This is a genomic window from Pseudomonas sp. NPDC089752, from assembly GCF_044748725.1.
In the GTDB taxonomy this organism is placed as follows: Bacteria; Pseudomonadota; Gammaproteobacteria; order Pseudomonadales; family Pseudomonadaceae; genus Aquipseudomonas.
On the sequence record NZ_JBIVGP010000001.1, the window covers coordinates 561,686 to 584,503 of the forward strand.

The 22,818-nt window shown below is 64.7% G+C and carries 11 protein-coding genes; 5 read left to right on the forward strand and 6 right to left on the reverse strand.

The features are described 5' to 3' along the window. Nucleotides 1-26: 26 nt before the first annotated feature. From ACIPZF_RS02555 to ACIPZF_RS02570, 4 genes are all read right to left on the reverse strand, one after another. Nucleotides 27-10,568, reverse strand: coding sequence for a VCBS domain-containing protein (locus tag ACIPZF_RS02555; RefSeq protein ID WP_400794902.1), 10,542 nt, complete (start codon nucleotides 10,566-10,568; stop codon nucleotides 27-29). 98 nt (nucleotides 10,569-10,666) lie between these two features. Continuing rightward, complete coding sequence (locus tag ACIPZF_RS02560; RefSeq protein ID WP_400794904.1) at nucleotides 10,667-12,757, reverse strand: HlyD family efflux transporter periplasmic adaptor subunit; 2,091 nt, start codon at nucleotides 12,755-12,757, stop codon at nucleotides 10,667-10,669. Next, on the reverse strand, nucleotides 12,757-14,103 hold the full coding sequence (locus tag ACIPZF_RS02565; protein ID WP_400794906.1) for an efflux RND transporter periplasmic adaptor subunit: 1,347 nt from the start codon (nucleotides 14,101-14,103) through the stop codon (nucleotides 12,757-12,759). Before ACIPZF_RS02565 ends, ACIPZF_RS02560 begins: the two co-directional genes overlap by 1 nt. After that, complete coding sequence (locus ACIPZF_RS02570; protein ID WP_400794908.1) at nucleotides 14,090-14,851, reverse strand: efflux RND transporter periplasmic adaptor subunit; 762 nt, start codon at nucleotides 14,849-14,851, stop codon at nucleotides 14,090-14,092. The genes ACIPZF_RS02565 and ACIPZF_RS02570 overlap by 14 nt, the downstream gene beginning before the upstream one ends. A gap of 146 nt (nucleotides 14,852-14,997) precedes the next feature. Between ACIPZF_RS02570 and ACIPZF_RS02575 the strand changes: the two genes are divergently transcribed. Further along, the gene (locus ACIPZF_RS02575; RefSeq protein WP_400794910.1) at nucleotides 14,998-16,098 is read left to right on the forward strand and encodes an AI-2E family transporter; all 1,101 of its coding nucleotides are present in this window, start codon (nucleotides 14,998-15,000) and stop codon (nucleotides 16,096-16,098) included. 2 nt (nucleotides 16,099-16,100) lie between these two features. Further along, the gene (locus ACIPZF_RS02580; protein ID WP_400794912.1) at nucleotides 16,101-17,717 is read left to right on the forward strand and encodes a mechanosensitive ion channel family protein; all 1,617 of its coding nucleotides are present in this window, start codon (nucleotides 16,101-16,103) and stop codon (nucleotides 17,715-17,717) included. Between the two features lie 38 nt (nucleotides 17,718-17,755). Here the strand turns inward: ACIPZF_RS02580 and ACIPZF_RS02585 are convergent, their stop codons facing one another. After that, nucleotides 17,756-18,424 (reverse strand): DUF3313 domain-containing protein, encoded by a 669-nt coding sequence (locus ACIPZF_RS02585; RefSeq protein ID WP_400794914.1) that lies wholly within the window; start codon nucleotides 18,422-18,424, stop codon nucleotides 17,756-17,758. Between the two features lie 44 nt (nucleotides 18,425-18,468). Then, the gene (locus ACIPZF_RS02590) at nucleotides 18,469-19,764 is read right to left on the reverse strand and encodes an OmpP1/FadL family transporter (protein WP_400794916.1); all 1,296 of its coding nucleotides are present in this window, start codon (nucleotides 19,762-19,764) and stop codon (nucleotides 18,469-18,471) included. Between the two features lie 185 nt (nucleotides 19,765-19,949). Here ACIPZF_RS02590 and ACIPZF_RS02595 point away from each other — a divergent pair, with 185 nt between their 5' ends. From ACIPZF_RS02595 to ACIPZF_RS02605, 3 genes are read left to right on the forward strand one after another with little or no spacing between them, the layout of a single operon-like run. Beyond that, complete coding sequence (locus ACIPZF_RS02595; protein ID WP_400794918.1) at nucleotides 19,950-20,546, forward strand: paraquat-inducible protein A; 597 nt, start codon at nucleotides 19,950-19,952, stop codon at nucleotides 20,544-20,546. Then, a complete protein-coding gene (locus tag ACIPZF_RS02600; protein WP_400794920.1) occupies nucleotides 20,543-21,187 on the forward strand; it encodes a paraquat-inducible protein A in 645 nt (214 codons plus the stop codon). Before ACIPZF_RS02595 ends, ACIPZF_RS02600 begins: the two co-directional genes overlap by 4 nt. Beyond that, the gene (locus ACIPZF_RS02605) at nucleotides 21,171-22,811 is read left to right on the forward strand and encodes an intermembrane transport protein PqiB (RefSeq protein WP_400794922.1); all 1,641 of its coding nucleotides are present in this window, start codon (nucleotides 21,171-21,173) and stop codon (nucleotides 22,809-22,811) included. The genes ACIPZF_RS02600 and ACIPZF_RS02605 overlap by 17 nt, the downstream gene beginning before the upstream one ends. Nucleotides 22,812-22,818: the final 7 nt, after the last annotated feature.

Below are 22,818 nucleotides of genomic sequence, written 5' to 3' on the forward strand. Positions count from 1 at the left end.
TTGGTCCGTCGGCGAATGTATCAGCTTCATGGGGCGTTACTGCCGCGGCGCTGGGCCGCTTCACGCAACTGCGCGCGGAAGCCGCGCGCGGGCGGTGGCGGTTGCTCCGCTGGCGCGACCATGTCGGTGGGCACGGGCGCCCACAGCGAAGGGTCCGGCAGCAGGCCGTCGGCGGTCAGGCTGATGACGCCGTGGCGGCCGTCGATCCAGTACTGGTCTTCCAGGCTGGCGCGCCGGCTCTCGGCCACCGCGCTGGCAACGAACTGGCCCGGGACCAGGCCAAGCCCGTTGCCCAGCGACAGGCTTTCGATTTCGGGGGTGGCGAACAGGCGCACATCGCTGCCATCGGCGTCCCAGGCGGAGAGGCTCAGGGCCTGGTTGATTCGCTCGACTACCGGCGCGACGAAGATCGCCGGGCTCACGTCGGGCAGCGGCAGGTTGATCAGCCGGCCCTGGCTATCGCGGTCGAAATACGGGCCCGGTGGAATGTACGGGGTGGAGATATCCAGGGTGATGATCAGCTGGGCCTCATCGGTGGCGCCGGCCAGGTCGCTAATGGTGTAGGTGAAATAGTCCTTGAGCACCTGCCCAAGGCCCGCAGCTGCCAGCACGTCCGGGTTGCTCAAATCGATGGTGTAGGTGTAGCTGCCGTCGGCGTTGAGCACCAGGGTGCCGTACTGGCCGGCAATCGGCTGGCCGATGACGCCCGCATTGCCGGTGCCGACTTCCTGGCCACTGCGGATGCCGGTCACGGTCAGCACGTCGCCGCCATCCACATCGCTGTCGTTGGGCAGCACGTTGCCGCTGGTGTGTGGCGCCGGTACCTGGTCGCTGGCGGTGTTGCTGTCGTCGCGAGCTATCGGGTTGTCGTTGGCGCCCTGGATGGTCACGGTCAAACGGGCATCGGCAGTGATGCCGGCGGTATCGCGCATGCGGTAGGTGAACACTTCCCGGAGCGATTCGCCGGCACTGCGCATGGCCTGCACGGTCGGATTGCTGTTGTCGACGACATACTGGTAGCGACCGTCAGCGGTGATCAGCAGCGTTCCGTAAAGGCCCTGCAGCACCTGCCCGGCGCTGGCGGTCTGGCCATTTTCGCCGGTGTACTGCAGCACCGTCTTGCTCTCGCCGTATTGCACGCCGTCGACGTCGGTGTCGTTGTCCAGCACGTTGCCCTGCGGGTCTAGGCCGGGGGTGCCATTGTTCACGCCACCGGCTTCGACGGCGTTGGCGATGTCGTCATTGGCCACGGGGTAGTCGTTGCGCCCGTCGATGGTGATGGTCAGCAGGCCGTTGGCGGTGCCGCCCCATATGTCCGATAGCAGATAGGTAAAGTTGTCGACCAGTGTCTGGCCGCTGGTGCGCAGCTGCTGCACGGCCTGCAAACTGTTGTCCAGCACGTAGCTCCAGGTGCCGTCGGCATTGACGGTCAGGTCGCCGTACTGGCCGCGCAAGGTCTGCCCGACCACGCTGGCATCGTTCGGCAGCGGTCCGTCACCGCTCCAGAACGCCAGCACCTCCAGGGTTTCCGGGAACAGGATGTTGATGGTGTCCGGGTCACTGTCGTTGTCCATCACGTTGCCGCTGGGGTCGCTGCCCGGGATGCCGTTGTCAACGCCGCCGGCCTCGACGGCCAGACCCTGGTCGGGGCCAGCGACCGGTGGCTGGTTTTCGCCGCGGATGAAAATGGTCAGGGTCGCGGTATCGCTCAGCCCGCCGCCGTCGGTGACCTGGTAGGTGTAGCGCTGGATGACGAAGCCCAGCGGGCCCAGGGCAATGATGGTGGGGTCGTTGGAATTGACCACGAACTGGTAGCTGCCGTCGGCATTGAGCGTGAGCGTGCCGAAGTTGGTAGTCACGGTCGCGCTGCCGGTCAGCGGGTCGAGGACCGGGTTGCTGCTCTCGGCACCCACGCCCACGGCAGTAACCGCCTTGGTGTCGTTGGCATCGACGTCGGTGTCGTTGTTCAGCACATTGCCGGTGGGGTTGCGCCCGCCAGTACCGTCGTCATCCACGGCCACCGCGTAGGCAAAGTCGTCATTGGCCACCGGGGTGTCGTAGCGGCCTTCGATGGTGATGTTGATCTGCGCCTGGGAGCTGGCACCGTCGGTGTCGTGCATGCGGTAGCTGAAGGTCTCGCGCAACTGCTCGCCGGCCTTGAGCGCCTGCACGGCGGCCAGGCTGTCGTTGACGGTGTAGACGTAGTTGCCGTTGGCGTCGATGCTCAGCGTGCCGTAGGTACCGGCCACCACGGTGGCGCCGGCATTGACCTGGATGAAGGTGCCGCCAGCGGCGAGGGTGCCGAGGTAGATGCCGTCGAGGGTCTTGCTGTCACCGGCATCGACGTCAGTATCGTTGCCCAGCGCGTTGCCGCTGCCTGGCTGGCCGGGCGTGCCGTTGTTGACCCCGCCAGCCTCGATGGCGAGGGTACTGTCATCGGCGGCGACAGGCGTGTCGTTGCGGCCATGGATGACCACGGTGAAGGTGGCGGTGACGACCTTGCCGTTGCCATCGCTGACGCTGTACTGGAACACCTCGGTGAGCTGGTCGGCATCGGTGCGCAGGGCCTGTACCGCGCTGTTGCTATTGTCCACCACGTAGCTGAAGTTGCCCTGGGCATCGAGCACCAGGCTGCCGTAGTTACCGGCCAGCGCCTGGCCCGGGGTGCCGCTGATACCGTTCGGGCTGACCACGCCGCTGATGGTCAGGGTATCGCCATCCGGGTCGCTGTAGGCCGTGCGTATGCTGCCAGCTGGGTCCAGGCCGGGTTGTGCGTTGTTCAGTCCACCGGCCTCGATGGCATCGATGCTGACTGGATTGACCACGGGCGGGTCATTGACCCCGGTCACCGTGATCACCAACTGCGCCTGGTCGGTCAGGCCGCCGCTGTCGTGGATCTGGTAGGTGAAGATCACCTGCAGACTCTGCCCGGCGCTCAGCGCGCGGATCGCCGGGTCGGCGCTGTTGACCGCGAAGCTGTAAGTGCCGTCTTCGTTGAGGGTCAGTTGACCGAAGTTGCCACTGATCAGGCTGCTGTCGGCCAGCCGCGCTACCGTGCCGGTAATCGCCGCAGGTGCGCCGTTGGCCACCGGGCTGAGGGCGCCACCGGTACTCTCCAGGCCGCTGCGCACGCCATCGACCTTCAGTTGCGTGGCGGTCGGCTGGTCGAGGTTGTCGACGTCGGTGTCAGTGCCCACGCCGCCGTTGCCGGTAATCACGTTACCGCTGGCATTGACCGGCGCCGGGCTGCCATCGCTGGCCCCGGCACTGGCGCTGCCCACGTCGTCCACGGCCACCGGCGCATCGTTGGCGCCCTGCACGGTGATGGTGAGGATATTCACCGAGCTCAGGCCACCGGTGTCGGCCATCTGGTAGGTGAACACCTCGGTCAGCGTCTGGCCGGGGGAGAGTGCCTGCACGGCGGGGTTGCTGTTGTCGATGACGTAGCGGTAGCTGCCATCGGCATTGATGGTCAGGGTGCCGAAATTCACCTGCACGCTGGTTGCCTGGCCGCTGGCGACGGGGATGATCCGACCGCCCCCGGGCCCGTCGTAACGCACGGCGGTGACCTGCTTGGTTTCACCCAAGGCCACCGAATCGACGTCGGTGTCGTTGGTCAGCACATTGCCGGTGGCGTCCTGGCCGGGTGTGGCGTTGTTGGTACCGCCGGCCTCGATGGCAGTGGCGGCGTCACTGATGGCTACCGGGGTATCGTTGGCGCCGTGGATATTCACCTGCAGTATCGCGCTGCTGGTCAGGCCGCCGCTGTCGACGATGTCGTAGCCGAAGAAATCGCTGATGAAATTGCCCGCCGTGCGCAGTGCCTGCACCTCGGGGTTGGCGTTGTCGACGTTGTACTGGAAGCCACCACCCGCGGTGATCAGCAACGTGCCGTAGCGGCCCTGTATGGCCGTGACGCCGGTGGCCGGCACCGCCACACCCGCCGGCACGATATTGCTGGCGATACGAGTCACGGTGAGCACGTCATTGTTAGTCTGGATATCGACATCGGTGTCGTTGGCCAGCAGGTTGCCGGTCGGGTTGACGCCCGGGTCGGCATTGTTCAAGCCGCCGGCTTCCACGGCGATGGCCAGGTCGTCATGAGCGATTGGCGCATCGTTGACCGGGTCGATGACGATGTTCATCACGTCGGTGTCGCTCAGCGCGTCGCCTGGGTTCTGGCCGGGGATGCCGTCGCCGTTGAGCGGTGCGTCGCCGAAGTTGCCCTGGTCGTTGGTGACCATGGTCAGGGTTTCCGCATCGCGGAAGGTGTTGAAATCCTGGTCGCCTTTGTAATACAGCTGGCTCAGCAGCACGTTCAACTGGTTCAGGGTGCCGGTCAGCACCAGACTACGGCCGGCGCCGGCGGGCGGTGTGGCGGTTGGGGCGGGTGGGGTGGCGGTCTGCCAGATGACCCCATGCACCACGGTCAGGGTGATGGTCATGATGCCATCCGTGTTCCCGGCGTTGACGTCGATGTCGCTGATGGCCAGGCCGCCGATATGCAGCACGGTGTCTTCCTGGCCCTGCTGGTCGGCTACGGTGTTGATCGGCGCCTCGTTGATGTGCACGTAGCCTGCGTCGGCGATGCCGGTACTGCCTTCGCCCATGGCCACATTGACCCGTCCCAGGCCTCCCAAGGCCGCGCCGGTGTCGGTATCGATACGCACCCGGAAGTTGTTGTTGGCGCTGGCCTGGTGGTCCTGGGCCACGGCGATCAGGTAGCTGCCCGAGGGCAGCAGGGCGAATTGGTAGAGGCCGCCATTGCTGGTGACGGTGCTGAAGGTGCGGTCGTCGGCGGTGCCGAACTGGCCATCGTCACCGGCCCAGGTCAGGCTGACGCCGATGCCGTCCAGGCCAGGCCCGTCAGGGCTGACGTTGTCCGTGGCGCTGCGGGTGTCGTCCCACAGCGTGCCCTGGATCACGCCCATGCCGGCACCGTCGCTGAGGATGTAGTTGTTCAAGCCGGACGCACCATCTTGCCCCGTGCGTTCACCGGTGGCCCCGCCGGCAGTGGCGGGCAGCGAACCGCCCCAGCCGGTGCTTTCGAAGTCGCTGGGCAGGCTGGTCCAGGTCAGCACGGCAGCGCTGGCGGCGTTGTCGGCGATGGTCTGGTTGGGCAGTGTCACGGTGTAGATCACCTGAACCGTATCGTTGGGCGCCAGCCGGGCGAAGTCCACGGCAATGGCCGTGCCATCGGTGAAGCTGACGCCTGCAGGCAGGTTGCCCAGGTCCAGGGCCACGCCGTTGAGCAGGATGCTCTGCACCTGGTAGTTGCTGCCATTGGGGAACTGGTCGGCCAGGTGCGTCTCGTAGGCTGGCACGCCGCCGTTCTGGGTGAAACTCACCGATACCGTGGCGTCGGTGGTGCCGGCCACGGCGCCCGGCGTCACGTCGATGACGGACTTGTCCATGCCTGTGAAGCTCGGCTCCACCACCCGCTCGAAAATGGTATCGCTCTTGCCACGGTCCACGCCGCCGTTGTCGCCGACATGCTCGAATACGGTCATGCCCAGCTGCGTGTTGGCCTGGTTGCCAGTCACGTTGCTGACGCGCACGTTGAACTCGAGGATCACGCCTTCGATATCGCTGTCGTTGGCTTCGGTATTGGTCAGGTTGCCGAGGCTGAAGGTAATCGTCTGGCTACCGTCAGCGTTGGTGATGATCTGCAGCCGACCGTTATTGCCATCGAAAACGCCGGAGGGCGCCACGCCACCCAGGTCGGTGTGGATGGGCAAGGCCACGTCGCTGTCCTGGTTGCCGATCATGTACAGCGTGCCACCGCTGAGCAGGTTGGTTGCGTCGGTGGTCAGACCGCCCAGCTGGCTCGACACCATGGCGATCAAAATGTTGTTGAGATCGGCGGGGATGAATTCCAGGCCTGCGGCCAGTTCGATGCGGATCTGGTAGCTGGGGTTGTCGCCGGTCGGCACCAGCACGGCCACCCGATAGCGGACGATTTCACCAACTGCGACGGTTTCCTGCAGGCCGCTGGTGTCGGTGGCGCCGCTGCCATTGGTGGCGGGCGGGGTATCGGACACACCGCCGACGCGCGACACCTGGATGCCGTTGGTGACCGGAATCAGCAGGGCGCTCAATACCCGGTAATCGTTGAGCACCCCCGAATTGAGCAGGCCATCGTCGCCGCTGCGTTCGCCATTGACTGTGTCGGTGCTGTTGCTGGTGCCGTTCAGGCTGCTCCAGCGCACGTCGACGTTGTTGGGGATCGCCGCCTGGCCTGCGGCGGTGGCGTTGACCACGCCGCTCAGGGTGATGACGATGCTGCCGCCGTTGGCGATGTCGATGTTGGCGCCGGTGGCGGTCACCAACTGGCCGTTGAGGATGACGAAATCGACGCCGCCGTTATTGCTGGCGCCGCCGTTGTACTGGATGGTGCCGCTGATCACCAGGTTGTCGATCTGGGTCGGCAGTATGTCCAGCAAGCTGATATCGAACGCGTCGGTGCCGGAATTGTTGGCCACGGTGATGGTGAAGGTGACGGTATCGCCCTCATCGAAGCCACCGAATGTCGGGGTCGAGGTCACCTGCTGGGTGACGCTGAGGGTGGGCTCGACAATGCTTACCCCAGGCTGTTGAGGGCTGACGAGGCTGCGGTCGACCGGGGCGGTGCCGTTGGGGGTGTCGCCGTCGGGGTCGCTGTAGACCAGTTGCGCGCCATTGTTCAGCGTTGTGCCTTGCTGGTTGCCGGGCACGTTGCTGGCCACCAGGACCAGGCGGATGACGAAACTGTTGTTGCCGATGACGTTGTCGGCCGTGGCCCCGGCGCTGGCGAACACCAGCATCAGGTCGGCACCGTCGCTGCCATCCAGGGTCAGCGGATTGACGTTGAGGACGCCATTGAAGTTCGCCGCCAGGGCTCCGCTGCCCGCTGTGGTGGTGATGATTTCATAGCCCAGGTTACCGTTGAAACGCGGATCCAGGCGCAGGCCTGGCGGGATCAGGTCATTGATGCGCAGGCTGCCGGTGGCACCTTCAGGCAGGGATACGACGATGTCGTAGGTGATGCTTTCGCCGATTACCAGGTTGCTGCCGGTGGTGTGGGTGGCGCTGGAATCATCCTCGCTGAGGCTGCCGTCCTTGTAGGTCTTGCTGATGGTGGGCGCAGCAACTTGCTGGTTGGCGACTTCGACCAGGTCGGTGGGGGTGAAGTCCTGGCCGCCGTCGACGCTGGCGTAATAGGTCAGGGCCGCCGTGCTTTGCAGGGTACTGGAAGCGAGAATGGCGTTGGCCACGCTGACGTCATAGGTGATCACCACCACGTTGGCGCCGGACAGGTCGCTGGCGGTGCCGGCGCGGCCGGCCAGCAGGCTGGCCTGGCCATTGGCGTCGAGGAAGGTGATGGTGTTGCCGCTGACGCTGTAGTCCGTGCCCAGCACCAGCAGGGTGCCGTCACCCCGGTAGATCTGCAGGTTGGCGGCCGCCAGGCTGCCGCCGGCAAACGACAGCCCGGCGGGCAGGGTGATGCTGGTGCTGACATCGAACGCACCGCCGCCACCGCTGTTTTTCAGCGCCGTGGCCAGGCGCAGGGTGTCGGCGCCATCGATGCCGCTGACATTGCCGTCCACCGCCGCCAGGCTGGTGACGCTGCCGCTGAACGGCACGCCGCTGCTGCCGGGGGCGGACCAGCTGCCGGTGGTGCCGGTGACCGTGCCGTTGCTGCTGGAAACCACGCCGTGGCGGATGTCCAGCACCGGTTCGGCGACCGATTCGATCACCGCCACATCCGACGAGGTGAGCACGGTCTTGTCGACCGTGGTGGTCTGGCTCGACTGCGCCAGCACGTCCAGCTCACGCTGGTCGGCATAGGGCTGGTCACCGACCACCATGGTGAAGCGCACCTGCACGGTGGCGCCGTTGATGCCGCCAGACACGTAGTTGCCAAAGTCGAAGACGATCGAATTGCCGGGGCCGGTGGTCACGCTGTCGGGTACATCCAGCGTGGTATTGCCGAGGCCGAACGTCCATTGCCCGACCCCGGTGCCGAAGCTCCAGGCGATGCCGGTGGCGTCGAGCAGGGGCAGTGGCAGGTAGGCGATGAGCTTGAAGTTTTCGTAGTCGGCCACCAGCAGGTCATAGCTGATGGTGAAGGTCACCACGTCGCCTGGGCGTAGCTCGCCGTTGGTCGGCGGGTTGCCGCCATTGACCTGGGTGAGTTCGATGTCGACCGTGGAGGTGTCGATGGTGCTGGTGGTGCTGGAGCCGTCGGTCTGGGTACCACCGAGGTTGACCGCGTCGCGCAGCACGGTGGCATTGACCGTGGCGTTGTTGCCGACGCTGTCGCCTTCGTTGAGCTGGTCGTGGGGCGGATGGTCGCTGGTGTAGGTGGCGTCGATCGTCGCGTCGTAGACGATGCTCAGGCGCGTGGCGCCTTCCTGCACGGTGTCGTCGTACAGGTCACCGAACAGCGCCGCTATGCCGGGGCCGGCGATGGCTTGGCGGATTGACTCGGCAATGTCGAAGACCAGCGTGGTGCTGCCATCGGCGTTCACCGTCTGGGTGTAGATCAGGGCGATGTTCTGCGCCACGCCGTGCTGCTGGATCAACAGGGTGGGCGGGTTGCTCGGATCGAAAGTCTGGCCGTCGCTGAGCAGGTCGGTCAGGGTGAACTGGCCTTGCTCGAGAATGTTCTCGCCAAAGGCGAAGAAGTCGGAGATGGCCACGTCCATGGTGTAGCGCAGGGTGTCGCCAGGGGTAAGGCCGGTCGTGCCGACATCGGTCTGCAGGTTGACCTGCTTGAGCAGGGTGATCGACTTGGCGACGAAGGTCACGCCCTGGCCGTTGCCGGTTTCACTGAACGGGTAGCCGTCCGGGTCGGTGGGGCGGTCGCGTGGGTCCAGCGGGTTCCAGTCGCCAGTGACAGTGGCAGTGCCAAAGTTGATCTGTGTTGGGTTGCCTGTGGCGGGGTCGATCACAGGCCGGCCGTTGGCGTCGATTTCCGGCACATAGAAACTGACCTGGGTCGTGCTGGCGGCGCTGAGGGTGTCGTAGTGCACATCGTAGCTAGCGACGAAGGCGTTGGGGTTCGCCAGTGCCAGGGCGATCAGCGCCGGGTCGGTAAGTACCGTACCGTCGTGCAACGTCACCGACGTCAGGGTGCCGCCAGGCCCTGGAGTGATGGCGCTGACATGCACCTGGTCAGGCACGGTCTGGGTCACGGTGACATTGCTCAGGGTCTGCCCCGGGGCCGGGGTCACGGTGACGGTCTGGGTGCGGGTGAAGTTCGGCCCGGTGACGGTTTCGCCTTCGGGCATGTTGACCGTTTGCTCGACCTTCAGCAGGGTCGGCGTGACGATGAAGCTGTGCAGCGCGCTTTCCACCAGGCTCGGGTCCTGGACCGGGTTGTTCAGTGAGTCGTTGCCATATTCGAAGCCGGCGCGGGTGTTGATGGTGAGGTTGGGCGCGCCGTCGGAGTAGGTGGTGTCGGCCAGGTTGCTGAGCTGCGCGGTGATCTGGATGTCGATGCTGGGCTGGCCGTTGGTGACGCTGGCGTAGGGCAGCTGCAGCACCACCATCTGGTCGCCGGGCTTCATGCCCACGCTGGCGGCATTGATCACCAACGCGTTGCCGCTGGCGTCCTTGGCCAGCGGGTGGGTGGCGTTGCCGTTGGCATCGAAGGTGATCACGAAGCTGTTGACCGTCTGGCCCAGGTAGGTGGCCGAGACGAAGCTGGCGCCATCATCGCCGTCGCGACCGGTAGCCGGCATGAATACGTCGATGAACGGTGCGTAGCCTTCCTGGGTCGAGGGGTTGTTGAAACTCACGGTAAAGGTGAACTGTTCGCCCAGTTGCACCTCGGCGCCGCCGCTGCCCAGGCTGGCGGTGGGGCTGGCGTCGGCCAGCAGGCCCTGGAAGCGGTCGAGTGTCGTGACGGCCAGGGCGATGGCCTTGTCGACATCGCCGCTGTTGACTTCAAGGCGCCAGTCACCGCCCGCCAGCGGGCTACCGGTGGCATTGCTGGAGGCGCCGACATCGGCACCGGTCCAGCGGGCCAGCTCATTGACTAACGCCTGGCCGGCGCTGCCGGCACCGACATCGCAGCCATACAGCTGAATGTCGGCGCCGGTATTCAGCTCGCCGCGCCAGGCACTCAGCCGATCACCCAACTGCTCGACCGTCTGGCTGGTGAACACCTGGTTGCCCAGGGTGAACTGGCCAGAGGCGCCATGGGAGAACACCTGGATCGAGTCGACCTTGCCCAACTGAACCAAAGCCGTACTGATGGCGGCGATGGCGTCCTGGCCGGGGTCAACTACCAGTGCGGTGGTGCCGGTGGGCAAGTTGGCGATCAGCTGCTCGCGGTTTTCCACGCGGGCATCGACCACCACCAGGTTGCGTGGGGCGGGCGCTGGGGCAGTGGTTTGCGCTTCGCTGGCAGTAGGCGCGGGGTGGCTGGTGTCCGAGGTGTCGGTGGAGCTGGCGTCACTGTGGTGCTGCTGGTCGACAGCGGTTGCGGCGGCACCGTCGAAGAGAATCCGCTGTTCCAGCGCCAGGGTCTGTGACCGAGGGCGTGAAGCTGTGGCAAAGCCGGCTCTGCTATTGATGTCCATTTCCGTACCCTGCTCAGAAGTTCGACGCCAGTTGCGAGGCTTAAGCAATCGTAGTCGGGTTTCATTTGCGCGGGAGAGCAGGCGCCGAAAGGCACTGTTCAGAACCCGCTTTCACGCAGCCCGACGCCCAGCAGCCATTTGCCCATCTCGCCAAGCACACTGCGTTTTTCCCCTTCGATCTTCAATTTGCCGCGGGTTTCGCGCACCGTGGTCAGCGGCTGATCGAGGGCAATCAGTACCTGGAACAACGCGTTGCTGGGGACCAGGGGCTCATTGGTGGTCGGTACCGGGCCGCCAAAATGCGAGGAAAGCATGCGGTGGGCCAGCTGCCCGGCGCGGGTGCTGCCGATGGCCAACACTTTGCCGCGCAGTGCCGTGGCCTGGCCTTCGGGGTAAAACTTCACGGCGTTGCCCACGGCCAGGTGATGGACCTGGTCCTGGGCCACATAGGCATCGATCTGCCAGTGGTCAGGGTCGATGAGGACACCCAGCGCTTGCTGTCGGTTCAGCCACTGGCCGGGACGCCAGTCTGGGTCAAGGTCTAGCCAGACACCCGCAAACGGTGCCTGCAGGTTCAGCCGGGCGATTTCGCTACGTGCGGCGCGGGCTTCCTCGTTCTGCACGTTCAGGCGCTGTTGGGTGGCGGCATCTTCGGCCAGCCCGGCAGGGTCGGCGAGCAGGCCGGACAAGCGCGCCTGATAGCTGCGGGCACTGGCTTCACTGCTGCGCAGGCGCGAATCCAGGTCGGGTTCGTCGAGCACGGCGAGCACCTCGCCGGCCTTGATCGGCCCTGCCGGGTGCAGGCTTTGCAGCCGTGCAGGGTAGGGGGAGTAGACGCGCAGCTGGTGTTCGACGCGGGCCACGCCCACGGCATCGACCTGGCTGTGCCAAGGCAACGCCAGGCCCAGCACGGCCAGTCCCAGGCAGGCGTAGATCAACTGCTTGCGCCGCCCCGGAATGCGCGCACGCTGCTGCCACCAGTGGCTCAGCTCACGCTTCACCGGCAACGCGATGAACCAGGCCAATTCGACCATGAACAGCACGATCCCCAGCAGTTTGAAGAAGAACAGGTAGACCGCCACGGCGATGCCGAGGAACAGCACCAGACGATACAGCCAGGTGGCGAAGGCGAACGCGACCAAAAGGCGCCGCTGCGCCACCGGAAACGGCTCGGGCCACGGGTCGTTGAGCCTCAGCAGGCTACGCCGCAACGCCGTGCGGGCCAGTGCCGAGGCGCGTTCGTGCAGATTGGGAAAGTCCAGCAGGTCACTGAGGATGAAGTAGCCGTCGAAGCGCATGAACGGGCTGGCATTGAGCGCCAGCGACAGCACCCAGCTGGTAGTGGCCAGATAGAGCAGCGCGTTGCGCAGCGCGCCATCGTCACACAAGGCCCAACCCAGCGTCGCCAGGCCCGCCAGAGACAACTCCGTAACGATGCCCGCCGAAGCGATTGCCAGCCGCTGCCTGGCGTGTTTGAGCTTCCAGCTTTCGCCAGTGTCGGTGTACAGCATCGGCCACAGCACCAAAAATGCCACGCCCATGTGCCCGACGCGCAGGCCCAGGCGCGTGGCGACCAGCGCATGGCCGAGTTCGTGCAAGGTTTTGGCGACCACCAGCGCCAGGGCAAAGCTGAGCAAGCCCTCGGTGGAGAACGACTCCACCACGGCATGGGTGAAGCTGTCCCACTGCTGCATCACCAGGATGATGCCCAGCAGGGTCAGGCTCACCACCAGTACCCCGGTAAGTGGATGGAACAGCCAGCCCAGAACCGCCGCCAGTCGCTGCAGGCCGGCTTGCGGGCGCAACAGTGGGACGCGGAAGAACAGGTAATGGTGCAACCACCAGCGCCAGCTCGACCAGGTGCGCGCTTCGCTCGCCGCCTGCAACTTGGCCAGTTGCTCGGCGCCGGGGCGCAGCAGGTGGTGATGTTCGAGAAAGCCACGTAACGCCAACACCTGCTCGACATCCGGTTTCAATGCACTGTCGCGTGAGATTTGCTCGCTGATCTGGCGCGGTGTCTGGCCCCAGCGCAGCAGGCATTCGAATTCCAGCCAGCCGATGCGGTAGAAGCGGTTGAGCACCGTGTCGTGGATCATCCACGCCGGTTCGCCTTCGCGGCTGTCGGCGGCTTCGCACAGGCGCAGGTCCTCGCGCAGCGGCGGCAGCGGCAGGTCGGTAAGGTCGAGCATTACCAACCGCTCCAGGCGCGCAGCGAGGCCAGTGGGCGGCGCAGCAGGTAGTACCCGAGCATGACCCGGCCGCCGTACAGCTTGGCCGTGCCGTGCAGGCCGAGGCGCGCATGCTCGGCCTGCTCATCGATACTCGCCAGCAGGCGGTAGGCCACCACCCCGTCGTCGCTGGGCTTGGCCTGGTAGCTGGTTTCGAGGATCTTGCCCTTGAGTGGGCTGAGCGGGTAGGCGGTGAGGAACAGGGTGACTTCGGCGCCCGGCTCCAGGGCGATGGCATCGGCTACCGCCAGCTGGATCTGCATGGCCGGTTGCGCCGGGTCGGCCACGTGCATGATGCGCTCACCCGTGGACACCGGTTTGCCGAGCCAGTCATTGGGGTCGCTGAACACCGCGACCCCGGCGCGTGGCGCCACGACCTGGGTGCGCCGAAGCTGCGCTTGCACCGCTGCCAGCTCGGCGCGGCGTTGCTGGACACGGCCTTGTAGCAGGGTCAGCTCGCTCTTGCTCTGCGGGTTGTCGAACGCTCGCTGGCTGGCCGCCAGCAACTCGGCATCGGCCACCGCGACTTCCTTGCCGAGCACTTCGGCGCGGCTGCGCAAAGTGGTTTCGTCGAGGGTGAACAGCGGCGTGCCGGCTTCCACCGGCTGGTTCGGACGCACCAGCATTTGGGCGATCACGCCATCGATTGGCGAGCTGACGATCTGCGCCTGGCGCGAAACGATCTGCGCCGGTGCCAGCGCCGTCTGCCTGACCGGCACCAGCAACAGCCCGGCGGCCACCAGCAAGGTGATCAACAGTTGACGGCGGCTGGGGCGCCAGCGGCTGACTCGCCGGCGCCGGGTCAGCGCGCTCCAGCAGTAGGCCCAGGTGCGGACAAGGCCTTCGAGTTGCTGGTGCAGTGCTGCAGGCGGGGCCTCTTCGAGCAGCAAGACCAGTACCCCGAGGCGTTGGCCGGCAGGGCCATGCACCGGTAGGCACCACAAGCCCGCGGGCCACCACTCGGCCCAGCCTTCGGCGATGTCTTCAGGGGGCGCAGCATTGGCTTGGGTCAACCAGGCGGGCTGCGCATCGACCAGGCGCCCGCCCAGCCAGCGGCTGGCACGGCGCAGCCACACCAGGTAGGGCGAGTCCTCGGTGGGCCGCGCCAGGCCCGACACGCACAGCAGTTCCAGGCCACTGTTGCCTTGCTCGAACACCAGCGCCTGGTGAAAGGGCAGCAGCGGGTAGAGGTCGTTGGCCATGCTGAATGCCAGCGCGTTCAGCGTCTCGGCGGCCATGGCCTTGTCGCGCAGGGCATCCAGCTGCAGCAACAGCTGCGGGTGCGGCAGCGGCCTATTCACGGTCATGGTCGAACCGCGCCGTGCCGCTCATGCCGGCGATCAGCTCGGGGTAGCGCTGATCGAAGCGCGCTTCGAGCTCAACCGTCTGCGCCACGGCATCGACCCGGGAATTGATTACGCTGACCTTGGCCGGGTAGGTCTTGCCCGTTTCGTGCACGCTCACCTGTAGGGGCAGGCCGGGGCTGAGGTCTTTCAACTGGCTGGACGGCACATTGAGGCGCACTTTTAATGCGCCGTCACTCACCAGGTCGAACAGCGGCGTGCCGGCGCTGACGGTCTGGTAGGGCTTGACGTAAACCTTGGCGACATGGCCCGAGAACGGCGCCAGCACCTGGCAGTAGCTCATCTGCGCTTCGCCCATTGCGCGCGCACCGTCGGCTTTCTGCACCTCGGTATTGGCGGCGGCCACTTCGATATCGCCCACCGCGTCGAGCTTGCGCAGTTGCTTCTTGGCCTCCAGGTTCTGCCGGGCCATCGCCAGTTCGGCCACTGCGACCTTGCCGCGCGCCTGGGCTTCGTTGCAGTTGAAACGGGCCAGGGTGGCGCCCTTGGCCACGTGCTCGCCGAAGCGGGTCTTGAGCTCGCCCAGGGTGCCGCTCATCTGGCTGGACAGGGTGGTTTCCAGCTCGGCCGCCAGCAGCACGCGAATCTGCTGTGGGTCATCGGCGGTCGCTGCTTGCTCGGCGTGGGCGGTGACGCTGGCCAGTGCCAGCAACAGGGCGAGGTAATGCGGTGCAAAAACGGGTGGCAGCATGCTCGACTCTCCTCGCTCAGAGACATCCTTCGGTCGCGATGCAAACGTTTTAACGGTTTGATACTAGGAAGGGATTGGCGATAGCGCAAAAGCGAACGAGCTGTACTAGGGTGAAGCAGTGTTCGCCGCACTGCACGGAGACGACGATGGTACCTATGCCTGTCAAACGGGATTTTTCCCGGACGCTGCTGGACGTGCTCATTCGTGCAGGGCTGGTCGCGGCCCTGGTGGTCACCTGTTATGAAGTCTTCCACCCCTTCCTTGGGCTGATGCTCTGGGCGGTGATCCTGGCGATCACTTTCTATCCCTTGCACGACCGCTTGCGCCATCGCCTAGGGCTGAAGCCCGGGCATGCCGCTACCCTGATCGTGGTGGTCACGTTGCTGATTCTAATGGTGCCCATCTACCTGCTGGCGGTGTCCATCGGTGAGTCTGTGCGTGCAGGCCTGGAGCTTTTCGAAAGTGGCGCCTGGCACATTCCACCGGCCAACCCCGAGGTACAGAACTGGCCGCTGATCGGGCCTCAATTGTTTGAACTGTGGCAACAGGCGGCGACCGATGCCACGAGCCTGACGCAGAGCGTTGCCCCTCACCTCAAAGGCTTTGGCATGGTCGTACTGGGCAAGCTGGCTGGGGTGGGCACGGGCTTCCTGCTGTTTCTAGGTGCATTGATCCTCTCGGGCATCGTCATGGCCTATGGCGACAACGGCGAACGCAGTGCAGTGCAAATCGGCACGCGGATTTCCGGGCCGCAGCGCGGGCCAGAGATCGCCGCGTTGTGCACTGCGACCATCCGCGCGGTGGCCCAGGGAGTGGTTGGCATCGCCTTCGTGCAGATGGTGCTGGTGGGCGTCGGTTTCGTGGTCATGGGCATCCCTGGTGCCGGGCTGTTGGCGCTGGTGGTGTTGCTGTTGGGGATCATGCAACTGCCGGTGCTGCTGATTACCTTGCCGGTGGTGTGCTTCGTGTTCTTCACCGAAGGCGTCAGCGTCGCCAGCGTGGTATTCGCCGTGTACAGCATCCTGGCGGGCATGGCCGACAACGTCCTCAAACCCTTGCTGCTGGGGCGGGGTGTGAATGTGCCGATGCCGGTGGTGCTGATCGGTGCCCTGGGTGGCATGGTGGCTGGCGGCATCATCGGCCTGTTCATCGGGCCGGTGATCCTGGCGGTCGGTTACATGCTGTTCTGGCAATGGGTCGATGACGGGCCGGCCAGCGCTCCCGTGACAACTGTCGAGCCAGATTGATCATGGGGCCAACAGTATTGCGCCTGTTGTTGATGCTGCTGGCCCTGCTACCTGCGATCGGCCTGGGCAATGACGCGGCCATCGTTGATACCGATGGCACGCCAGCCGAACTGACCATCGCCAATCGCAGCATTTTCACCTTTCATGCCACGTTTCTTGGAGAAACGCCGGCTGCACGGGCGCAGCGGGCTACGGCGGTGATCGAGGAGGCGTTGCGGGGCACCGACGAACTGAAGGTCAGTATCGACCCGCTGCAAAACAGCTACCTCGTGCTGCTGGGCAACCGTCGTGCTTTCATCGTTGCGCCCCAGGACCTGGAAGTGAGCGGTAGTGATACCCGCGTTGCTGCCGAACAGGCCGCAGCGGTGCTGCGCCAGGTGGTCGACGAGTCTGGCGAGGCGCGCAACCTGCACTTTCTGCTCAAGGCGTTTGGCTTGTCGGCCCTGGCAACGCTGATTTTCCTGGTGCTGATCAAGGGCGCCCACCTGGCTCGGCACAAGCTGCGCGGGCGTTTGCCGCAGCTGATGCGCGAGCGGGCGCGACAGATTCGTGTCGGGCAGATGCCGCTGTTCGACATGCAATTCGTCTACAGGATCATCGACCGCCTGCTGAGCCTGTTCTATTGGGTGGTGGTCCTATTACTGGGCTACCAGTGGCTGAGTTTCGTGCTGTCGCAGTTCCCCTACACCCGGCCGTGGGGCGAAAGCCTCAACGTGCACCTGCTCGACCTGCTGCGTTACCTGCTCGATGGCATCCTCCAGGCCATCCCGGGAATTGCCGTCGCCATCCTGATCTTCTTCATCGCCCGTGGCATCAGTGGCTTCAGCCGGCGCGTGCTGGAGCGCATGGCACGGCCGGGCACCCTCAACTGGCTGACCGAAGAAACCCTGCAACCGACCGTGCGCCTGACGTCGCTGGCCATCTGGCTGTTCGCGCTGGTGATGGCCTATCCCTACCTGCCAGGCTCGGGGACGGATGCCTTCAAAGGCCTGTCGGTTTTGCTCGGCCTGATGATCTCGCTGGGCGCCTCCAGCATGGTCGGGCAGGCGGCGGCGGGGTTGATCCTGACCTACTCGCGCACCTTGAAAACCGGCGAGTACGTGCGGGTCGGCGACAACGAGGGCACAGTGACCGAAGTGGGGATGTTCAATACCACCATCCGCACCGGTTTGGGCGAGGTGCTGACCTTGCCCAACTCGATGATCACCGGCTCCGTCACGCGCAACTATTCGCGTGCGGTGCAGGGGCGGGGCTACATCGTCGATACGGTGGTGACCATCGGCTATGACACGCCCTGGCGCCAGGTGGAAGCGATGCTGGTGGCGGCGGCGCAGCGCACCGAGGGCATTCTCGACACACCCAAGCCGCAGGTGTTTCAGACAGGGCTGTCGGACTTCTACCCCGAATACCGCCTGGTGGCCCAGGCCGTGCCCAGCGAGCCGCGGCCGCGCGCTGAGCTGTTGAGCCTGCTGCACGCCAACATTCAGGACGTGTTCAACGAATACGGCGTGCAGATCATGTCGCCGCATTACCTGGGTGACCCGGCACAGGAGAAATGGGTGCCCCAGGACAAGTGGTACACGGCACCGGCGAAAGGGCAGAGCGCGGATGAGCCTTGAGTAACCACTGCAGGGGCGACCCTGCAGTGGTAGGGGGGTTATTTTCTCAAGGCCTGGAACGAACTGACCATGTCTTTGGCCCAGCCGTCGAGCACGGCCTTGGCGTCCTTGGCCTGCATCACTTGTGATGAGTTTTCCAGTTCGGTACCGGCGCCTTTGCGCACTACCTCGGCCACCACCTCGTTGGTATCACCGTCCAGGAAAGCGGCCTCGGTGGCGATGCTGGTGTCCTGATCGCGAATCCCGGTGGCGGTACTTATGCCCGCAGCCACCAACGCAATCGGGATTACTTCATACGGCCGCAGGCTTTTGGTCTTGGCGCTCACGGCAGTGATGGCCGGGCGTACCACCAGTACCCCTGGGCCAGGGCTGGTGGCCAGCGGCAGGACTTGCGAGAAGTGGTTCTTGAGGGTCTGGTCGTAGTAGCCGGTGATGCCCTGCAAGGTCGACTGCGGGACTTTCTCGGTCGGTTGCGGTTTGGGGTAGAGCTGGCTGGGCTCGATGTAGACGCTGCGATAACGCTTGGCGTCCACACCTGATTTGATCCAGCGCATGACCGGTGCACCCGAAGGCGACTTGTCTTCTTTCAGGACGCTGTAGTCCTTGAGAAAGCCCGAGTACTGATCGGACTCCACATACTTGCTAGCGCAGCCCTGCAGCATGAGCGTTGCCAGGCACAGCGATGCAGCCAACGACTTGGTGTTCATGCAGCTTCTCCTTCTCACGATGATCGGTGCCGTGCGGGGTCACCTCAGAAACGCCAGGTCGCGCCGCCGCCGACGATGTGCAGGGCGCTGTTCTCGTAACTGCCGGACAACGAATTGCCGGAGCGCGCCTTGGTCTGCTCGACGTCCATGTCGCCGAGCCAGACCAGGGTGTAGGCCAGGTGCAGGTCGAGGCCCTCGTCGACCTGGTAGTTGACCCCGGCTGCCAACCGCCAGGCTTCGCCCATGGGGTTGTCGACCGTGCGGTCCTTGTCGTCGACCGCCGAGCTGTCGTAGCCCAGCCCCATGCTCCAGCGCCACTGTGGGGTCGCCTGGTATTGCGCGCCTATCGAGGCGTGCCAGGTGTCTTTGTACTTGCGATCGACGGTGCGGCTGGTGCCACCGGCATTGCTGTCGACCTCGACGCCGACGTCGCCGAATTCGCTCCAGTCCTGCCAGTTGAGGCTGCCGAGCAAGGTCCATTGATCGTCCAGTTCATGGGCAATGCTGAAGGTGACGGTCTGCGGCACGTTGAGGTCCAGCTCCAGTTCATCGACATCCAGGCGCCGCAGGGCGACGTTGATGAGGTGGTTGCTGATGTCGCTCAGGTGCGGCTTGTCCTCGAACTCCAGCTTGACCTTGCTGGTGTAGGCCAGGCCGACGCGGGTGCGGGCATCGAGCTGATAGAGCAGGCCAAGGTTGACGCCAACCCCGACATCGGTGTCCTTGTATTCGAGTTGGCCGTCTGGCCGGTCGGCAAGGCCCAGCAGGTTGTTGTTGATGGCCATTTCGGTGCGGTAGTAACCGAGCATGATGCGCGGGCCGATGCCAATCGACAGGTCGTCGGTGAACTTGTAGGCCCAGGTCGGCTGCAGTGACATGCCAATGACTGCGGCTTCCTGGGTGAAATAGCGGCCGGCCCAATCATCGTCGTAGTCCAAAGCAAGGCCGAAGTTGCCGTACATGCCAAAGCCGATGGCGGAGCGTTCATCGAGCTGATGGCTGATGAACAGGCTGGCGCCAGGCAGGTACTGCAGCGAATTGCCGCCCTCGTTGCCGTCGAACTGATTATTGCCGTCGCGCGAAAAACGCAGGTCGCCGAGGATCACCTGAGCGTTGGCACTGACCTGGGTGCCCTTGAGCCGGGTAATACCGGCCGGGTTGCTCATCAACACGCTGGGGTCGGTGGCCAGCGCTGCGGAGCCCGCATTGGCCAGGCCATTGCCTTCCTGGCCGGCTTCGTAAATGAGGATGCCGCCAGCCCACGCCTCATTGCCGTCCAGCAGCGCCGCACACGCCAGTGCAAGTGCGTATTTGCCAAGCTCACGCGGGCGGTAGCTCATTTCACACGCTCCTGAACAGCGGCGGCTGTTTATCAGACTTGATACTTTAGACGACGCACCTTGTCGCGCAAGTTTGACCGGTCCAGGCAATCAACACCGGAGTCTGAGCAACGAAAAAAAGCAGGTTGCCTGGCCGTTGACTAGTATTGCCTGCCAAGTAAGCGCCATTTCCGGTGGGGATAGGCATGGCCCAGGCGAATGATGTGGTCATTTGCGAATACTGCGACGCTGTTTATCAGCGTGCGCCCTTGCAGCGCCGCCAAAGTGCACTGTGCCTGCGCTGCGGAGGCGTCCTGTACCGTCACAACCCTTTGAACGTGCAACAGCGCCTGGCCCTGTGCGTGACCGGTGGCGTGCTGCTGGCGTTCGCCAACGCCTACCCGGTAATGACCATCAGCATGGGCGGGATCAGCAATTCGGCGACATTATGGGATTCGGTATTGATCCTCAGCCACGGCAGCATCACCTTCATCGCCCTGGTGCTGGCGCTGGCGATCATCTTCGCTCCGGTGCTGCAGATTGCCCTGTTGTGCTGGGTATTGGGCTTCGCGCTGGGCGGGCGCCGCGCCCCTGGCTTTGCCAGCTGCATGCGCGCCTTGGAAGGCCTGCGGCCGTGGAGCATGCTGGAGGTGTGCCTGCTCGGCGCCATGGTCGCGGTAATCAAGTTGGCCGGCCTGCTCGATGTGATCCCGGGCATCGGCCTGATCGCCCTGGCGGCGCTGAGCGTGTTGCTGATCTTCATCGCGGGTCGCGATATCCGCGATTTATGGGCGCAGGTATGAGCACGCCGGCGTTGGCCGACCAGTTGAACCTGCGCCTGTGCCACGGCTGTGGGCAGGCCTGCGCTCTGCGCCATGGCCAGCACCACTGCGACCGCTGCGGCGCGCCCTTGCACCGGCGCAAATCCAACGCCATCACCCGCGGCTGGGCGTTTCTGTTCGCCGCGTTGATCTTCTATATACCGGCCAACGCATTGCCGGTGATGAACACCGAAATGCTCGGCCAGGGCAGCGACAGCACCATCGTCGGCGGGGTACTGGAGTTCTGGGAGGCGGGCGCCTGGGATATCGCGTTGATCATCTTCATCGCCAGTATCGGCGTGCCGGCGATCAAGTTCGTGTCTCTTGGATTGCTGCTGTACACCGCCCAGCGCCGCAGCCAGTGGGCGCGCCGTCAGCGCTCGCAGCTGTATCGCTGTGTCGAATTGATTGGCTACTGGTCGATGCTCGACGTCATGGTGGTGGCATTGGTGGCGGCGCTGGTCCAGCTGCATGGGCTGGGCACGATCGAGCCGCGACCGGGGATTCTGTTTTTCGGCATGGTGGTGGTGCTGACCATGTTCTCGGCCATGAGCTTCGACCCACGCCTGATCTGGGACGACCAACCACACCAAGGGGAGCACGGCGATGGCGCTGGAAACTGACAACCGCGCTGGCCCCGGCCAGGCCCAGGTACGCACACGGCGCTTGAATGTCTCGCTGGTGTGGGTGGTGCCTATCCTGGCGCTGCTGGTCGGCGCTTCGCTGGTGGTGCGCAACTGGATGGAGCAGGGGCCGGTGATCACCATATCGTTTCGCAGTGGCGAGGGCCTGGTGGCGCACAAGACCCAGGTGCGTTACCGCGCCGTGGTAATCGGAGAAGTGACGTCGGTGGAACTGGCCGCAGATCGCAAGAGCGTGGATGCCAAGGTCGAACTGTCAAAAGAGGCGGAGTCGTTTGCCACCGAAGGCGCGCGCTTTTGGGTGGTGCGTCCGCGCATTGGCGCCGGGGGCATTTCTGGCGTTGATACCTTGCTCTCGGGCAGCTTCATCGGCGCCGATGCCGGGGAGTCGAAAAAGCCCGAAAAAACCTTCGTCGGGCTTGAGTCGCCACCGCCGATCACCTATGGCGAGAAGGGCAAGCGTTTTGTGCTCAGCGCCAATGACCTGGGCTCGCTGGATATCGGCTCGTCGATCTATTTCCGCAGGATTCCGGTGGGCGAGGTGGTGTCCTACGCCATCAAGCCAGATGGCCGCGGGGTGGACATCGACATTTTCGTGCAGTCGCCCTACGACGCGTTCGTAACCTTGGACACACGGTTCTGGAATGCCAGCGGCATCGACATGCAGATTGGCGCCAACGGGTTGAAAGTGGAGACTCAATCGTTGTCGTCGATCCTCATGGGTGGCCTGGCCTTCGGTACGCCCGAATACGCCGCCGTGGCCGAACCTGCAGTCGATCAACAGGCCTTCGAACTGTTCGCCGACCGCGATTCTGCCCTGGCGCCGCCTACCGGCACCCCGCAATACCTGCGCCTGCGCTTCGACCAGTCGATGCGCGGGCTGGCGGTCGGCGCACCGGTCGAATTCAAGGGCGTGGAGTTTGGCAAGGTGACCTCGGTGACTCTGGATTACGACCCGAAAAAACAGATTTTCCCGGTGGTGGTCGATGCGGCCATCTACCCCAAGCGCCTGGGCCCGGTGCATCAGAAAATGCTCAAGGTGTTCAACCACACCGAGGGTGACGCCGCCGGGGCCCGGCAGCTGATCGGCTCGTTCGTCGAGCACGGCCTGCGTGCCCAGGCCCGTAGCGGCAACCTGATCACCGGGCAGATGTTCATTTCGCTGGACTTCTACCCGGACGCGCCCAAAGTCGCCTTCGACATGAGTGCCGACCCCATCGTCATCCCCACCGTGCCCGGCAGCCTGGAAAAACTTCAGGAGCAGCTGCAGGGAGTGGTGGCGCGTATCGGCAAGCTGCCGCTGGAAAGTATCGCCGGCAACCTCGACGGTACGCTGCGTGAGTTGCGCGCCACGCTCAAGCGCGTCGATGTGCAGACGCTGCCGGGGGTCACCAACACGCTGAGCGAACTGCAGAAGACCCTGCGCACGGCCAATTCGGCGATCGACGAAAACTCGCCGCAACGGGAAAAACTGGGTGACACGTTGCAGGAACTGGAGCGCATGTCACGCTCGCTGCGCGACCTGGCGGACTACCTGGGCCGGCATCCCGAATCGCTGATTCGCGGGCGGCCGAAAGCCGCAGGCGCGGACGACGTGCAACCCTGACCACGCC

Bases quoted from the DNA above. Each gene is read 5' to 3' on its own strand.
- ACIPZF_RS02595 (WP_400794918.1), top strand. From the start codon at position 19,950: ATGGCCCAGGCGAATGATGTGGTCATTTGCGAATACTGCGACGCTGTT.
- ACIPZF_RS02580 (WP_400794912.1), top strand. From the start codon at position 16,101: ATGGGGCCAACAGTATTGCGCCTGTTGTTGATGCTGCTGGCCCTGCTA.
- ACIPZF_RS02590 (WP_400794916.1), bottom strand. From the start codon at position 19,764: ATGAGCTACCGCCCGCGTGAGCTTGGCAAATACGCACTTGCACTGGCG.
- ACIPZF_RS02605 (WP_400794922.1), top strand. From the start codon at position 21,171: ATGGCGCTGGAAACTGACAACCGCGCTGGCCCCGGCCAGGCCCAGGTA.
- ACIPZF_RS02575 (WP_400794910.1), top strand. From the start codon at position 14,998: ATGGTACCTATGCCTGTCAAACGGGATTTTTCCCGGACGCTGCTGGAC.
- ACIPZF_RS02600 (WP_400794920.1), top strand. From the start codon at position 20,543: ATGAGCACGCCGGCGTTGGCCGACCAGTTGAACCTGCGCCTGTGCCAC.
- ACIPZF_RS02570 (WP_400794908.1), bottom strand. From the start codon at position 14,851: ATGCTGCCACCCGTTTTTGCACCGCATTACCTCGCCCTGTTGCTGGCA.
- ACIPZF_RS02565 (WP_400794906.1), bottom strand. From the start codon at position 14,103: ATGACCGTGAATAGGCCGCTGCCGCACCCGCAGCTGTTGCTGCAGCTG.
- ACIPZF_RS02560 (WP_400794904.1), bottom strand. From the start codon at position 12,757: ATGCTCGACCTTACCGACCTGCCGCTGCCGCCGCTGCGCGAGGACCTG.
- ACIPZF_RS02585 (WP_400794914.1), bottom strand. From the start codon at position 18,424: ATGAACACCAAGTCGTTGGCTGCATCGCTGTGCCTGGCAACGCTCATG.
- ACIPZF_RS02555 (WP_400794902.1), bottom strand. From the start codon at position 10,568: ATGGACATCAATAGCAGAGCCGGCTTTGCCACAGCTTCACGCCCTCGG.